We start from the raw sequence: 14,730 nt of genomic DNA on the forward strand, positions 1-14,730 counted from the left end.
CCCGGCAAGCGGCTGCCGTGCGAGATCACTCACAGGAGAGCGCACCGGTAAAGTCGGCCGCTGTGTCCGAGACTGCCTCGTCTTCCGCGCCCGTGTCCGCCCGCAGGGTGTTCGGGCTCGCGGTTCCCGCGCTGGGGGTGCTCGCCGCCGAACCCGTGTACGTGCTCATCGACACCGCCGTCGTGGGCCATCTCGGGGCGCTGCCGCTCGCCGGGCTCGCGCTCGGCGGGACGCTGCTCTCGGTGCTCACCACCCAGCTGACCTTCCTGTCCTACGGAACCACCTCGCGCACCGCGCGGCTGTTCGGTGCGGGCCGCCGCTCCGATGCCGTCGGTGAAGGGGTACAGGCGAGCTGGCTCGCCCTGATCGTCGGGCTGCTCGTGCTCGTGCTCGGGGAACTGCTCGCCGAACCGATCGCGCTCGGGCTCTCCGGCAGCGAACGGGTCGCGGGGGAGGCGGCGGACTGGTTGCGGATCGCGGTGCTCGGCGCACCCGCGATCCTGTTCACCATGGCCGGAAACGGCTGGATGCGCGGAGTGCAGGACACCATGCGGCCGCTGCGCTATGTGCTGATCGGCAACGTGCTCTCCGCGGTCGGCTGCGTGCTGCTGGTCTATCCGGCCGGGCTCGGACTGAGCGGTTCCGCGCTGGCGAACGTGCTCGGCCAGTACACCGGGGCGGCGCTGTTCCTGCGGGCCCTGCTCGCCGAACGGGTCGCGCTGCGCCCGGTGCGCGCGGTCATCCGCGAGCAGCTGCGCATGGGTCGCGATCTCGTGCTGCGCAGCGCCGGATTCCAGGCCTGTTTCCTTTCCGCGACCGCGGTGGCCGCGCGCACCTCGACCGAGGCGGTCGGTGCGCACCAGATCGTCTGGCAGCTCTGGACTTTCCTCTCGCTCGTGCTCGATTCCCTTGCCATAGCGGCACAGTCACTGGTCGGTGCGGAACTCGGCGCGGGCCGTGCGGAGGGGGCGCGCGCGGTCGGCTGGCGGGTGACGAAGTACTCCACGCTGTTCGGGATCCTGCTCGGTATCGTGTTCGCCGCCGCGAGTCAGGTCCTCCCGCTCGCGTTCACCTCGGACGCCGGGGTGCTCGGTGCGATCCCCTCGGCCTGGTGGTTTTTCGTTGCGCTGCAACCGATCGCGGGAATCGTGTTCGCGCTCGACGGGGTGCTGCTCGGCGCCGGGGACGCGGCCTTCCTGCGCACCGCGACCCTGGCCTGCGCGGTGCTCGGCTATCTCCCGCTGATCTGGATCTCCCTGGCGCTCGGCTGGGGGCTGGCCGGGATCTGGACCGGGCTCACCCTGTTCATGGTGCTGCGCATGCTCGCGGTGACGTTGCGCGCGCGGTCCGGGAAATGGGCGGTGGTCGGCGCGCCCGCATGATGGCGCCCGGCCGGATGGGAGAATGCGCCCTCGTGGATGTCAAGCAGCAGGCGGGACTCGCCGTCGTGGACAAGCCGTCCGGGATGACCTCGCACGACGTGGTTTCGCGGGCGCGGAAGGTGTTCGGTACCCGCGCGGTCGGGCATGCCGGGACCCTCGATCCGATGGCGACCGGGGTGCTGGTGCTCGGTATCGGCCGGGCCACCAAACTGCTCGGCCACCTCGCCCTGGACGCGAAGTCCTACACCGCGAGCATGGTGCTCGGGGCCGGCACGGTCACCGATGACGCCGAGGGGGAGATCCGCACCGAGACGGACGCCTCCGCGGTCACCGAGGACGCGGTGCGCGCCGCGATCGCGGAACTGACCGGGACCATCCAGCAGGTGCCCAGCGCGGTGAGCGCGGTCAAAGTGGACGGCAAACGGGCCTACGCGCGGGTGCGCGAGGGCGAACAGGTGGAGCTCGCCGCGCGCACCGTGACGGTGTCCCGATTCAGCCTGGAATCCTTCGCGCGCAACGGGACCCGAGTGGAGTGCACCGTATCCGTGGACGTCTCCTCGGGGACCTATGTGCGCGCGCTCGCCCGGGATCTGGGCGCGGCGCTCGGGGTCGGCGGGCATCTGAACGCCCTGCGCCGCACCGTGGTCGGGCCGTTCACCCTCCAACACGCCAGGCCGCTCGAGGAACTCGCGCTTTCCCTGGATCTCGACGCCGCGGTGGCGCACGCCTTCCCGGCGCACCGGGTCGACGAGACCACCGCGCGCGCCATCCGGTACGGCCAGCGCACCCCGGCGGCGGGCATCGCGGGCACCTACGGGGTACTCGACGAGCACGCGCACGCGATCGCCATCGCGAAGGACGCGGGGCCGCACTGCAAGACCGCGGTGGTGCTGGATCCGGCCTGAAAACCTGGTCCCGGCCGGGAAATCAGTGCTTGCCCTCCCCGCAGTAGCCGTCCCCGTCACCATCCCGTTCGCCGGGAAGGCAGGGATGCCCGGTGTTGCCGGTGTGGTGTTTCTTCGGCGTGCGCGGCTCCGGGATGTCGGGGGTGTCCGGCACATAGGTATCGGGTTCCTCGACCGTGGTCTCCGGTTCGGGTTCCTCGGCCGGTGGCGGTTCCACGGTGGCGACCGGTGCCTCGGTGGTGGTCCGGGCGGCGCAGCCGGTCGGCGACCACTGGCCGAGGGCGGCCGCCTTGGCTGCGCGGACCGCGTCGTTCACCGCCGCCGCACGGCTCGCCGCGCCGCCCGCGCCGTCGAAGGTGGCCCAGCCGTTGCGGGCGAGTTCGAGTCCGAGGTCGCGGCCGTCCTCGGTGATCAGGTTCGCCAGTACGGCGCCGGACTGATCGGGGGTTCCCTCGCCGGGATCGGGCCTCACCCGGGTTCCCCGGTACCGGTCGAGAAAGCCCTGCGCCTCCGGCCCGCACGGGGTGGTGAACTCCGGGGCCACGATCCCGAACAGGCGGATCTGCTGAGCACCGTCGAGCACCACGGTGTCGCCGCTCGGGACGGCGGTGATCGTGTGCGTGCTGGGCGCCGGGCTGGACGGTGCGCTGCTCGAGGACGGCGCGGCGGCCTGCTGGATCGGGCCACCACAGGCCGCCAAGGACACGGTGAGTAGTGAACCGGCGGCGAGGAGGGAGCGGGGGAGACGGTGTCTTCGTGCCATGGACAACGTGGCCTCACAGGGTTCCAGGGTCCGGAGGACGGTGAATGATGTCCCGCTTTCGCTCCATAGTCTGATTACGTTACGTGTTTCGACGCCGAATCACCCGGCATGCGCGCGCGCCGTCCGCTGGGCTGATCGCCCCGATCGTGGCTTCGCGTAAGCTCTGCCGTTGTGAGGCGTTGGCGTGGACTCGAGAATCTGCCAGGCGGTTGGGGACGGTGCGTGCTCACGATCGGTGTGTTCGACGGGGTGCACCTCGGGCATCAGTCGCTGTTGCGGCGTGCGCGTGAGCTCGCCGCCGAGCGCGGACTGCCGAGCGTGGTGCTCACCTTCGACCCGCATCCCTCCGAGGTGGTGCGCCCGGGGAGTCATCCGGCGCAGCTGACCACCCTGCGGCGCAAGGCGGAACTGGTCGAGCAGCTGGGCATCGACGTGTTCTGCGTGCTTCCGTTCACCCCGGAGCTGCAGCACCTCTCGCCGGAGGTCTTCGTGCACGAGCTGCTGGTGGACAAGCTGCACGCGGCGGCCGTGGTGGTCGGGGCCAACTTCACCTTCGGGCACAAGGCGACCGGGACCGTGGACACGCTGCGCGAGCTCGGCGGGAAGTTCGGTTTCTCGGTCGAGGCGGCGGAACTGCTCGCCTCCCGGCCGAACGGGGACGCCGGGGTCACCTTCTCCTCGACCTACATCCGCTCGTGCATCGATGCCGGGGACATCGCCGCCGCGGCCGCCGCGCTCGGCAGGCCGCACCGGCTGGACGGGATCGTGGTGCGCGGCGACGGCCGGGGGCGCGAACTCGGCTTCCCCACGGCGAACTTCTCCCTTCCGCGGTTCGCCGCGGTGCCCGCGGACGGGATCTACGCGTGCTGGTTCGGCCGGGCGGGAAGCACCGAACGGGAGCGGGCCGCGGTCTCGGTCGGCACGAACCCGACGTTCTCCGGGAAGGAACGGCGGGTGGAGGCGTTCCTGCTGGACGGAAACGAGGACCTGTACGGGCAGCGGGTGCACCTGGACTTCGTGGCCCGGGTACGCGATATGGAGCGCTTCGACTCCCCGGAGGCCCTGATCGAGACGATGCACGAGGACACGAGGCGCACCGCGGAGATCCTCGCGGACGACGCCGCGAACGGCTGAGCCACGGGGGCGGGGCCGGCCGCGGGAGCACGTCCGGGCGGGGCCGAGGAGCGAGGAGGGGTGGTGCAGGAATGGACGAGAGCCAGACGGTCGCACGCAACATCGCACTGCAGCGCGAGTGGTACGGCGAACCGCTCGGGGACCGGGTACGCAGGCTCGTCGTCGTGTTCGACATCTCGCAGGCACAGCTGGCCGAGGTGCTCGGCATCTCCCCGCCGATGCTCTCCCAGGTGATGAGCGGGCGACGGGCCAAGATCGGCAACCCCGCGGTGCTCGCCAGGCTGATCATGCTCGAGCGCGCCGTGTCCCGTCCCGCGGTCGCCGCGGGGGAGCGGGCCGCGCAGCGCCAGGCCCTCGACGAGGTGCGCGATTCCCGGCCCGCGGTGACCACGGACGCGATCTCGGTGGAAGGTGGCGGCGTCGAAGGCGGCGGGGAGGAACAGGTCGCCTTCGCCGTGCTGCGCGCGGTCGCGAGCAGCACCGAGCTCACCGAGGCGGCCGCCCGGCTGGACGGCACCCACACCGGCCTGTCCCGGTTGCTGCTGCGCGCGGCCGGAGCGGAACTCGACCAGGACTGACCGGATGCGGCTGTTCAGCGCGGTGTTCCCGGACGAGGCGGCGGCCCGGCATCTCGAACACGCGCTGCACGGCCTCCCGGAACCGGTCACGCCGCGGCCGCGCTGGCACATCACGCTGTGCTTCCACGGCGAGGAGGAACCGGGTCCCAGGGCGGAACGGCTCCGCACCGGGCTGGCCGGAAGGCCCGCGCCCCGGCTGCGGCTGGCCGGTTCCGGGCGGTTCGGCGCGGTGTACTTCGCCGCGGTGGACGAGGCCGAACCCGGTGTGCTGCGCGAACTGGCCCTGGCCTGCGGCGCGGGGCGGCGGTTCCATCCGCACCTGACCTTGTCCAGGGCGATGCGGGGCGACCCGCTCGCCGGGTACTCCGGTCCCTGGTTCACCGCCCGCGAGGCCGCGCTGGTGGCCAGCGAGGGCGGGCAGTACACCGTGCTGGACCGCTTCCCCCTGTGCGCGAAGTGACCGTGTGCCCCTGCTACCCTGACAGACGGTGTGTCGACACCTCGGTACGGCTGCGGTCCGCGGCGGCTGGGTACCGGTATCGAACAGAACGCGGCACGAAGCAAGAGGAGTTGTATCAGTGGCCCTGTCCACGCAGGAAAAGAAGGACATCCTGACCGAATACGGTCTGCACGGGACCGACACGGGTTCCCCTGAGGCGCAGGTCGCGCTGCTGACCAAGCGGATCACCGGGTTGACCGAGCACTTGAAACAACACAAGCACGACCACCACTCGCGTCGCGGGTTGCTGCTGATGGTCGGCCGTCGCCGCCGTCTGCTCAACTACGTGTCCAGTGTGGACATCGAGCGCTACCGTTCGCTGATCGGGCGACTGGGATTGCGCCGGTAACAGCATGAGGCGGGGAAGTGGCGCGCGAGCCGCTTCCCCGTTTTCATATATGCGGGCGCGTCGCAGGACGTGTCCCAGGAACAAACCGCGCGAGCAGGCGACGAGCCGCCCGGTCCTCGGTAGTGGTTCCCGGGCCATGGGTTCCCGAGAACTTCGATCGATGGCCGGCCTCATTCGAGCGGCGCTGCGCCGATCGCGCGAGATACGGATGAGGAGACAAGTTCATGACACAGTTCGGTGAGGGCGCGGTGCACGAGACCACCGCGGTCATCGACAACGGCCGTTTCGGCAAGCGCACGGTGCGCTTCGAGACCGGGCGGCTGGCCAAGCTCGCCGCGGGCAGCGTCGTCGCCTACCTGGATGACGAGACCATGCTGCTCTCCGCGACCAGCACCTCCAAGCAGCCGAAGGAACACTTCGACTTCTTCCCGCTCACCGTGGACGTCGAGGAGCGGATGTACGCCGCGGGCCGGATCCCCGGCGCGTTCTTCCGCCGGGAGGGCCGCCCCTCCACCGACGCGATCCTCGCCTGCCGGCTCATCGACCGGCCGCTGCGCCCGACCTTCGCCGACGGCCTGCGCAACGAGGTGCAGGTGGTCATCACGGTGATGAGCATCAACCCGGCGGACGCCTACGACGTGGTCGCGATCAACGCCGCCTCCGCGTCCACCCAGATCTCCGGGCTGCCCTTCTCCGGGCCGGTCGGCGGGGTGCGGGTCGCCCTGGTCGACAACCAGTGGGTGGCCTTCCCGACCTATGAGCAGCTCGAGCAGGCCGTGTTCAACATGGTCGTCGCCGGCCGGGTCACCGAGTCCGGCGAGGTCGCGGTGATGATGGTCGAGGCCGAGGCCACCGAGCAGGCGCTCGACCTGGTCTCCGGCGGCGCGCAGGCGCCGACCGAGCAGGTCGTCGCCGAGGGCCTCGAAGCCTCGAAGCCGTTCATCCGCGCGCTCTGCCAGGCGCAGGCCGAACTGGCCAAGGCCGCGGGCAAGGAGGTCGAGGAGTACCCGCTGTTCCCGGCCTACCAGCAGGATGTCTACGACGCGGTGGCCGAGGTCGCCACCGACGACCTCACCGCGGCGATGACCGTCGGCGACAAGGCCGAGCGGGACGCCAAGACCGACGAGGTCAAGGCGAGGGTTCTCGAACAGCTGGAGGAGCGGTTCGCCGAGCGGGTCGGCGAGATCGGCGGCGCGTTCAAGGCGCTGAACAAGAAGGTGGTCCGGCAGCGGATCCTGCGCGACCAGGTGCGCATCGACGGGCGTGGGGTGACCGACATCCGCCAGCTCGCCGCCGAGGTCGCCGTGATCCCGCGGGCGCACGGCTCCGCGGTCTTCGAGCGCGGCGAGACCCAGATCCTGGGTGTCACCACGCTGAACATGCTGCGCATGGAGCAGTCCATCGACTCGCTCTCCCCGGAGACCACCAAGCGCTACATGCACCACTACAACATGCCGCCGTACTCGACCGGTGAAGCCGGCCGCGTCGGAACCCCGAAGCGCCGCGAGATCGGGCACGGCATGCTCGCCGAGCGCGCGATCGTGCCGGTGCTGCCCAAGCGCGACGAGTTCCCGTACGCGATCCGGCAGGTCTCCGAGGCCCTCGGGTCCAACGGCTCCACCTCCATGGGGTCGGTGTGCGCCTCCACCATGGGCCTGCTCAACGCCGGTGTGCCGCTGAAGGCACCGGTCGCGGGTATCGCCATGGGCCTGGTCTCCGACGAGGTGGACGGCAAGACCGAGTACGTCGCGCTGACCGACATCCTCGGCGCCGAGGACGCCTTCGGTGACATGGACTTCAAGGTCGCGGGCACCTCCGAGTTCGTCACCGCGCTGCAGCTGGACACCAAGCTCGACGGCATCCCCTCCGACGTGCTCGCCAAGGCGCTCAACCAGGCCCGGGACGCGCGCCTGGCGATCCTCGAGGTGATCAGCGAGGCGATCGGCGGACCGGACGAGATGTCCCCGTACGCGCCGCGGGTCACCAGCGTGAAGGTCCCGGTCGACAAGATCGGCGAGGTCATCGGGCCGAAGGGCAAGATGATCAACTCGATCACCGAGGACACCGGCGCGGACATCTCCATCGAGGACGACGGCACCATCTACGTGGGTGCCGGGGACGGCCCGTCCGCGCAGGCGGCGATCGACAAGATCAACGCGATCGCGAACCCGCAGCTGCCCAAGGTCGGCGAGCGGTTCCTCGGGACCGTGGTCAAGACCGCGGCGTTCGGCGCGTTCGTCTCGCTGCTGCCCGGCAAGGACGGCCTGGTGCACATTTCCAAGCTGGGCAACGGAAAGCGCATCGGCAAGGTCGAGGACGTGGTCAAGGTCGGCGACAAGCTGCGTGTGGAGATCGCGGACATCGACCAGCGCGGCAAGATCAGCCTGGTTCCGGTGCGCGAGGAGGACACAGCCGACGCGGCCGCTGCGGCGGACGCTCCCGCGGAGAACACCGAGGCCGCTGCCGAGGAGAGCACCGAGGCCGCGGCACCGGCTGCCGACTGAGCCACACGAATGGGCAAGACACGCACGCCGCTGCCGGGACACCGGCAGCGGCCGGGCAGCACTGTCGTCGTCGAGCGGGACGCCGACCGCAATCCGAGGATCAAGCGCACCGTGCTTCCCGGCGGCCTCCGGGTGATCACCGAGGCCGTCGACTCGGTGCGCTCCGCCTCGGTCGGTATCTGGGTCGGCGTCGGCTCGCGCGATGAGAGTCCCTCGGTCGCGGGAGCCGCGCACTACCTGGAACACCTGCTGTTCAAGGGCACGGCCAAGCGCAGCGCGGTGCAGATCGCCGAGGAGATGGACGCGGTCGGCGGGGAGTTGAACGCGTTCACCGCCAAGGAGCACACCTGCTACTACGCGCACGTGCTGGACGAGGACCTGCCGCTGGCCGTGGACCTGCTCTGCGATGTGGTCTTCGACGCGCTGTTCGCGCAGCGGGACATGGATCTCGAACGCAGTGTGGTGCTCGAGGAGATCGCCATGCGCGACGACGATCCCGAGGACCTGCTGCACGAGGCCTACAGCACCGCGTCGCTCGGGGAACATCCGCTCGCCCGGCCGGTGCTCGGCACCGAGGCCTCGATCAAGGGTATGTCGCGGACCAGCCTGCGCGGATTCTGGCGCAGGCGGTACGCGCAGGAGCGGATGGTCATCTCCGTGGCGGGCAACATCAGCCACGGCGAGGTGCTCCGGCTGGTGCGCAAGGCACTCGGCGAACGGGTCGAGGGGGACCGGGCGCCCCGGCCGCCGCGCGGTGGCCAGGCGCGGATCAGCACCCCGCCGCGCATGGTGCTGCGCTGTGACGACACCGAGCAGGCACACCTGATGCTCGGGGTGCGCGGGATCGACCGGCACGACCCGCGCCGGTTCACGCTCTCCGTGCTCAACGCGGCGCTCGGCGGTGGCATGTCCTCGCGGCTGTTCCAGGAGGTCCGGGAACGGCGCGGGCTGGTCTACCAGGTCTACTCCTCGGCGGCCTGCTACGCCGACACCGGCAATCTCGCGGTGTACGCGGGATGTCAGCCCGAGCGGCTCGGCGAGGTCGCCGGGGTGGTCCGGGATGTGCTCGACACCGTGGCCGCGGACGGGCTCTCCGCGGCCGAACTGGCCAGGGGTAAGGGCCAGCTGCGCGGTGGCCTGGTGCTCGGGCTCGAGGACACCGCCTCCCGGATGTCGCGGATCGGCAAGGGCGAGCTGAACTACGCGGAACACCTCTCGGTGGACGAAACCCTCGACCGGATCGAGGCGGTCACCGAGGAGGAGGTCGCTGAGTTGGCCGCCACACTGCTGCGCCGCCGCGTCGCCGTCTCCGTGGTCGGCCCGTACGCTCACGCCGACGAACTGCCAAGCCAGCTGCACGAGGTGGTCTCATGAGTCAACGCTCGTCACAGAACCCCATCCGGGTCGGCGTGCTCGGCGCGCGCGGGCGGATGGGCGCCCAGGTCTGCCAGGCGGTCGAGGACGCCCCGGACACCGTGCTCGCCGCCGCGGTCGACGCGGGGGACGAGCCGGCCACGCTGACCGAGGCGGGAACCGAGGTCGCGGTCGACTTCACCCATCCCGACGCGGTGCTGGAGAATCTGCGGTTCTGCGTGGCGCAAGGGATTCACGCCGTGGTGGGCACCACCGGGTTCACCGAGGAACGCCTCGAAACCGTGCGCGGCTGGCTCGCCGAGGCTCCCGGGGTCGGGGTGCTGCTCGCGCCCAACTTCGCGATCGGGGCCGTGCTGTCCATGCGCTTCGCCCAGCTCGCCGCCAAGTACTACGAGTCCGCCGAAGTGATCGAGCTGCACCACCCGCGCAAGGCGGACGCACCTTCCGGGACGGCCTCGCGCACCGCCGAACTCATCGCGCGAGCCCGCGGTGAAGCCGGCCTCGGTGCCGCTCCGGACGCCACCACCAGCGAGGTGGACGGGGCCCGCGGTGCGGACCTGAACGGGGTCCGGGTGCACTCGGTGCGGCTGGCCGGTCTCGTCGCCCACCAGGAGGTGCTGTTCGGCACCGAGGGGGAGACGCTGACCATCCGGCACGACTCGCTCGACCGCAGCTCCTTCATGCCGGGTGTGTTGCTCGGTGTTCGCTCCATCCTCGACCGGCCGGGCCTGACCATCGGCCTCGAACCCCTGCTCGAGCTGTGAAAGCCAAAGTCATGGCGGTGGTGCTCACCGCCGTCGTACTGGTGTACCTGGTCCTGCTGGCCGAGCGCGCCTTCCAGTTGATCGGCACCGGGCAGGTCGCGGGCATTCTGCTCGGCATCGGGGTGCTCATCCTGCCGTTCGTCGGACTGTGGATCGCGTGGGTGAACCTGCGCTTCGGGATGCGCATGGAGCGGCTGACCAAACGGCTCGAAGCAGAGGACGGCCTGCCCGACATCTCCGAACTGCCCCGGCGCCCCTCCGGGCGGGTGGACCGGGAAGCCGCCGACGAGTTCTTCGAACAGATCCGGGCCGAGGCCGCGCGGGACCCGGAGAACTGGCGCGGGTGGTACCGGCTGGCCTACGCCTATGACGTCGCCGGGGATCGCCGCCGTGCCAGGGAAACCATGCGCCGCGCCCTGGAACTCGCCGACTGATCAGGCGAACAGGTGGTGGCCGAACACCACCCCGGGGAACAGCGCGAGCAACGCGAATCGAAGGAACCGGCCCGGCAGACTGGCCAGCAGGAACGCGCCGAGTGACATTCCGGAGAACCCGGCGAGCACCGTGGTCAGGAAGAACGGCGGCAGACCGAGCACCGAACTGACCGTGTGCGTGCCGAACATCCACTTCGGATGTTCGTGGCATTTCTCCCGGATCCAGGTGAACCACACCTTCGCGGTGTGCCAGGCGCGCCGGAACACCGAACCCTCCGGGCATTCCCGCCGTGGCGCCGCGACCATCGCCGCCTCGGTCTTGCGGTGGATGAACGCGGGCAGCCGCATATCGCCGCGCGCCGCGTAGAAGTACAGCAGCTTGCCCAGCACCTGGCCGATCGCGACCACCGCGCCGACCGCCCACCACGGCGGACCCTGGTCGTGCTGCGCGGTCGCCGCGGCGAGGACGAAAATCTCCACGTTCACCACGGGAATCAGGGCCGAGCCGATCGCGACGCCGAACGACAACAACAGCATCCCGATCATCGTGTTGTTCCCATTCCGCTATCGGTTCGGACCCCGCTGTCACGGTACCAACGCGGACCGCCCGGCGCGGTGGGGTTGATCCCCGATATTGCCCTGGGGAAACCCCTACTCAAGGTGCAGATCGAGGGTTCCGGTCAGCCGCGCCTCGCGCACCTGACCGCCGCCGGTGTCCAGGGTCCGAACCAGGCCGTCGGCCCGCCATCCGGCCCGTTCGTAGAAGGACAGCGTGGCGTGGTCGGCCTCGGGTACCCAGGCGATCCCGCGTGTACAACCGCGGGCGCGCAGCCGCCCGGCCGCGGTGGCCAGCAGCCGTCCGCCGTGTCCGCGCCGCCCCCAGCGCGGCTCCACGAGCAGGGTGCCGATCAGTCCCACCGTTTCGGCGTCCCGGGGAAGTTCACCGCCCACCCCGAGCAGTTCCTCGTGCGGGGCGGGTCCACAGACGCAGCAGCCGACCGGTTCGGTGCCCTCGAAGGCGAGGAGGGTGTCGGTCTCCGCGGCGATCACCTCGTGCCAGCGCCCCTCGATGTACTCCGGTTCGAGTTCGGCGAGCGCCTCGGCGGGCAGCAGATCGGCGTAGGCATAACGCCAGGTCCGCGCCTGTATCCCGGCGATGGCCCGCGCGTCCGCATCGGTCGCCTCGCGCACCACTGCATCCGCCATGGCGGTGACCCTATCGGTTCTGTCGGTGGCGGCTGGCAGCATGACCGCCGTGACGACGTTGACCGCTGCCGCCGCCCGCCGGGCCGCACTCGCCGCGACGGGACTCACCGAACCCCGGCCCTCGGGGACGCCGAACCGCAGACACCTCGGCAAGGTGCTGGACCGGATCCGGCTGCTGCAACTGGACTCGGTGAACGTGGCCGTGCGCGCGCACTACATGCCGTTGTTCTCCCGGATCGGTCCCTATCCGGCCCGGCTGCTCGACGAGGCCGCCTGGCAGCACCGCGCCCGTTCGCCACGGCTGCTCGTCGAGTACTGGGCGCACGAGGCGAGCCTGCTGCCGGTCGGGGACTGGCCGCTGTTCCGCTGGCGGATGCGGCAGTTCGAAGCCAACCGCGGACGCTGGCCCGCGCACGCCGTCGCGCCGGAACTGGCGGAGAAGGTACGCGCGTGCGTGGCGGAGCTCGGCCCGGTCGGGGCGGGCGAGCTGGAGCGGGTGCTGGAACTGCGCACGGACGAGGCGAGCAGGCGCGGCGGCTGGTGGGAACGTTCGGAGGTCAAGCGCGCCTGCGAATGGCTGTTCGCCATCGGCGAGCTGACCACGGGCACCCGGGTGGGGTTCCAGCGGCACTACGACCTGCCCGAGCGGGTGCTGCCCGAGGACCTGCTCGATCAGGAGATCCCCGAGGACGAGGCGGCGCGCACCCTGGTGCGGCGGGCCGCCGGGGCGCTCGGGGTGGCCACCGAACCCGATCTGCGCGACTACTACCGCCTGCCGCCCGCGCTGAGCCAGGCCGCGGTGGCCGAGCTCGTCGAGGACGGGCTGCTCGAACAGGTCGAGGTGCGGGGCTGGCGGGCGCCCGCGTACAAGCTGCCCGAGGGCAAGATCCCGCGCCGGACCGGAGCGCGCGCCCTGCTGTGCCCGTTCGATCCGCTGATCTGGTTCCGGGAACGCACCGAGCGGCTGTTCGATTTCCACTACCGCATCGAGATCTACACGCCCGCCCACAAACGGGTACACGGCTACTACGTGTTCCCCTTCCTGCTCGACGACGCGCTCGTGGCGCGGGTCGACCTCAAGGCGGACCGGGCCGCGGGTGCGCTGCTGGTGCACGGCGCCTTCGCCGAGGACGGGGCCGACCGCGCGCACGTCTCCCGCGAACTCGCCGCGGAACTGCGCACCATGGCGGACTGGCTCGAACTCGGTGAGGTGGTCGTCGGCACGAAGGGGGATCTGGCCCGCCCACTGCGCGCTTCGCTCTGACGGAGCGGAGTCGTCGGCTTGGTGGCGGTTCCGCCGGTTGGTCAGCTCGCCTTGCTGAGGGTGATCCCGCCGCCGGTGCGGCCGCGCAACCGCACGGTGCCCGCGGGTTCGGCCGCCGCGTCCGGCTCCGGGCGCTGCGCCTGGATGTCCAGCTCGCTGTGCATCCGCCCGGGTGCGCCCTGCAGGTCCAGTTCGGCGAGCACCCCGGAGGGCACGCCGATGCGCAACTCGCCCGAACCGGCGGTGAGCTCCACCGAACCGGAGTGTGCCTCGCGGATGGTGATGTCGCCGTTCCCGGTGCGCGCCATGAGCTCGCCGTGCAGGCTGCCCACGGTCACATCCCCGCCGCCGGTGGTGATGGCCGCGGATTCGCACAGCCCGTCGACCGCGACCGGACCGGCCCCGGTGCGCACCCGCAACCGCGCGGCCACCGAGCCCACGTGCACCTGGCCGGTACCGGCCTGCAGCTCCATCGGCCCGGTCACCGATTCCAGGCTGACCCGGCCCGAACCGGTCTGGATGTCCCCGCCCCCGAGCGGGCCGCTGACCTCGACCGAGGCGCCGCCGCTGCGCAGCCGCAGGGTGGAATCCGCGGGCACCCGGATCGACACGTCCAGCGGGACCAGCCGCAACGGCAGCTGCTTGCTCGACCGCACCCGCAACCGGTCCGCGCCGAACTCGATCGTCGCGTCGTGCACCGCGGTCAGGTTCCCCGCGGCGTATTCGCCGATGCGTTCGCCCACCCAGTTCAACAGCCCGGAAAGGCCCTCGGAACCGGTGAAGGACCACGCCGGATCCCCGGTTCCGGGGGATTCGCCGGAACCGAACTCGCGGATCTCGACGCGCACCTCGGTGCTGCCCGGTTCGGCCACCCGTACCGCGAGCCGCCCGGCGGGCAGTTCGACGTCCACGGCGACCGGGCCCTCGGCGGTGTACTCCCGCGGATACACGCTGAGATCGGGATCACCGAGTGTCGGGTCCAGCTCGGGTTCCCCGGGGCCGTCCGGTTCTCCGGCGCCGCTCACCATTGCGTCCACCCGCGCATGCCCGCCCCGGAGCTCGCGCCCGGGGTGCGGGCCCGGTTACCGGACAGCGCCCCCTGCAGGGCCTGGCTGACGAAGGAGTTGAGCGAGAGTCCCTGGGAGGCGGCGGCCTGCTCCGCCTTGGCCTTGAGCTCCTCCATCATGCGCACGGTGACGCGGCTGATGTCACCGGTGGCGTCAGCAGAGGGGAAGGGCTGTGGCCCCGGTTCGGGCTCGGGTTCGGCCTCGCTTTCGTGGCCGGTGACGACCACCTTCACATCCCGGCCGTCCAATCGCACCTCGACGGTGTTCCCGGCCAGTTTGGAGGTGATCTCGGCGGCCATGTCGGAGAGCGCGTTCATCAGCGCGAGCCGGGCGGCCGGTTCGATGGCGGCGGCGAGCGCCTGGGCCTGCCTGCGGGATTCCTCGTCGCCCGCCGAGGCGGCGGTGGCGAGGTCCTGGCGAAGGCTGGAGAGATACGGTGTCAAGTCCATGACGTCATAATGACATCAGATCTGACGCCATGCAATGTCGTTTCGGTGTCAGTGTTGC

The 14,730-nt window shown here is 70.9% G+C and carries 16 protein-coding genes; 11 read left to right on the forward strand and 5 right to left on the reverse strand.

All coding sequences use genetic code 11. The features are described 5' to 3' along the window. Positions 1–62 precede the first annotated feature (62 nt). Both AD72_RS16110 and truB read left to right on the forward strand, forming a co-directional pair. Entirely contained in the window at positions 63–1,382 is a 1,320-nt protein-coding gene (locus AD72_RS16110; RefSeq protein WP_031467337.1) for an MATE family efflux transporter, read from the forward strand. Positions 1,383–1,396: 14 nt separating this feature from the next. Next, the gene (gene truB, locus AD72_RS16115) at positions 1,397–2,287 is read left to right on the forward strand and encodes a tRNA pseudouridine(55) synthase TruB (protein ID WP_051898681.1); all 891 of its coding nucleotides are present in this window, start codon (positions 1,397–1,399) and stop codon (positions 2,285–2,287) included. A gap of 22 nt (positions 2,288–2,309) precedes the next feature. On the opposite strand, the gene AD72_RS16120 is transcribed toward truB, so the two are convergent. Then, positions 2,310–2,993 carry a thermonuclease family protein gene (locus AD72_RS16120; protein WP_055731203.1) on the reverse strand — a complete coding sequence of 228 codons (684 nt, stop codon included), beginning with the start codon at positions 2,991–2,993 and terminating at the stop codon, positions 2,310–2,312. 228 nt (positions 2,994–3,221) lie between these two features. On the opposite strand from AD72_RS16120, the gene AD72_RS16125 reads away from it, so the two are divergent. The 8 genes from AD72_RS16125 to AD72_RS16160 all read left to right on the forward strand — a co-directional run bounded on the left by AD72_RS16125 (position 3,222) and on the right by AD72_RS16160 (position 10,686). Further along, positions 3,222–4,184, forward strand: a complete 963-nt coding sequence (locus tag AD72_RS16125) for a bifunctional riboflavin kinase/FAD synthetase (protein ID WP_031467340.1) — start codon at positions 3,222–3,224, stop codon at positions 4,182–4,184. Positions 4,185–4,255: 71 nt separating this feature from the next. Further along, positions 4,256–4,762, forward strand: coding sequence for a helix-turn-helix domain-containing protein (locus tag AD72_RS16130; RefSeq protein ID WP_031467341.1), 507 nt, complete (start codon positions 4,256–4,258; stop codon positions 4,760–4,762). 4 nt (positions 4,763–4,766) lie between these two features. Beyond that, positions 4,767–5,222 (forward strand): 2'-5' RNA ligase family protein, encoded by a 456-nt coding sequence (locus AD72_RS16135; protein WP_051898674.1) that lies wholly within the window; start codon positions 4,767–4,769, stop codon positions 5,220–5,222. A 118-nt stretch (positions 5,223–5,340) separates the two neighbouring features. Further along, positions 5,341–5,610 carry a 30S ribosomal protein S15 gene (gene rpsO, locus AD72_RS16140; protein ID WP_020498397.1) on the forward strand — a complete coding sequence of 90 codons (270 nt, stop codon included), beginning with the start codon at positions 5,341–5,343 and terminating at the stop codon, positions 5,608–5,610. Between the two features lie 224 nt (positions 5,611–5,834). Then, the gene (locus AD72_RS16145; RefSeq protein ID WP_031467343.1) at positions 5,835–8,114 is read left to right on the forward strand and encodes a polyribonucleotide nucleotidyltransferase; all 2,280 of its coding nucleotides are present in this window, start codon (positions 5,835–5,837) and stop codon (positions 8,112–8,114) included. Between the two features lie 9 nt (positions 8,115–8,123). Further along, positions 8,124–9,488 carry a M16 family metallopeptidase gene (locus tag AD72_RS16150; RefSeq protein ID WP_031467344.1) on the forward strand — a complete coding sequence of 455 codons (1,365 nt, stop codon included), beginning with the start codon at positions 8,124–8,126 and terminating at the stop codon, positions 9,486–9,488. Then, positions 9,485–10,252: a 4-hydroxy-tetrahydrodipicolinate reductase gene (gene dapB / locus AD72_RS16155; protein WP_031467345.1), complete on the forward strand. Its 768-nt coding sequence runs from the start codon at positions 9,485–9,487 to the stop codon at positions 10,250–10,252. Before AD72_RS16150 ends, dapB begins: the two co-directional genes overlap by 4 nt. After that, positions 10,249–10,686 (forward strand): hypothetical protein, encoded by a 438-nt coding sequence (locus AD72_RS16160; protein WP_031467346.1) that lies wholly within the window; start codon positions 10,249–10,251, stop codon positions 10,684–10,686. Before dapB ends, AD72_RS16160 begins: the two co-directional genes overlap by 4 nt. Here the strand turns inward: AD72_RS16160 and AD72_RS16165 are convergent, their stop codons facing one another. Both AD72_RS16165 and AD72_RS16170 read right to left on the reverse strand, forming a co-directional pair. Further along, positions 10,687–11,223: a hypothetical protein gene (locus tag AD72_RS16165; protein WP_343123717.1), complete on the reverse strand. Its 537-nt coding sequence runs from the start codon at positions 11,221–11,223 to the stop codon at positions 10,687–10,689. Between the two features lie 114 nt (positions 11,224–11,337). Beyond that, complete coding sequence (locus AD72_RS16170; protein WP_031467348.1) at positions 11,338–11,892, reverse strand: GNAT family N-acetyltransferase; 555 nt, start codon at positions 11,890–11,892, stop codon at positions 11,338–11,340. A 49-nt stretch (positions 11,893–11,941) separates the two neighbouring features. Between AD72_RS16170 and AD72_RS16175 the strand changes: the two genes are divergently transcribed. Then, entirely contained in the window at positions 11,942–13,156 is a 1,215-nt protein-coding gene (locus tag AD72_RS16175) for a winged helix-turn-helix domain-containing protein (protein ID WP_031467349.1), read from the forward strand. A 41-nt stretch (positions 13,157–13,197) separates the two neighbouring features. Here AD72_RS16175 and AD72_RS16180 read toward each other — a convergent pair whose 3' ends face one another. Together AD72_RS16180 and AD72_RS16185 are read right to left on the reverse strand one after the other, a co-directional pair. Then, positions 13,198–14,181 carry a DUF4097 family beta strand repeat-containing protein gene (locus AD72_RS16180; RefSeq protein ID WP_231644860.1) on the reverse strand — a complete coding sequence of 328 codons (984 nt, stop codon included), beginning with the start codon at positions 14,179–14,181 and terminating at the stop codon, positions 13,198–13,200. Then, a complete protein-coding gene (locus AD72_RS16185) occupies positions 14,178–14,672 on the reverse strand; it encodes a toxin-antitoxin system HicB family antitoxin (RefSeq protein ID WP_031467351.1) in 495 nt (164 codons plus the stop codon). The genes AD72_RS16180 and AD72_RS16185 overlap by 4 nt, the downstream gene beginning before the upstream one ends. Between the last annotated feature and the right edge of the window lie 58 nt (positions 14,673–14,730).

It is taken from the genome of Sciscionella sediminilitoris, from assembly GCF_000737195.2.
Lineage (GTDB): Bacteria > Actinomycetota > Actinomycetes > Mycobacteriales > Pseudonocardiaceae > Sciscionella > Sciscionella sediminilitoris.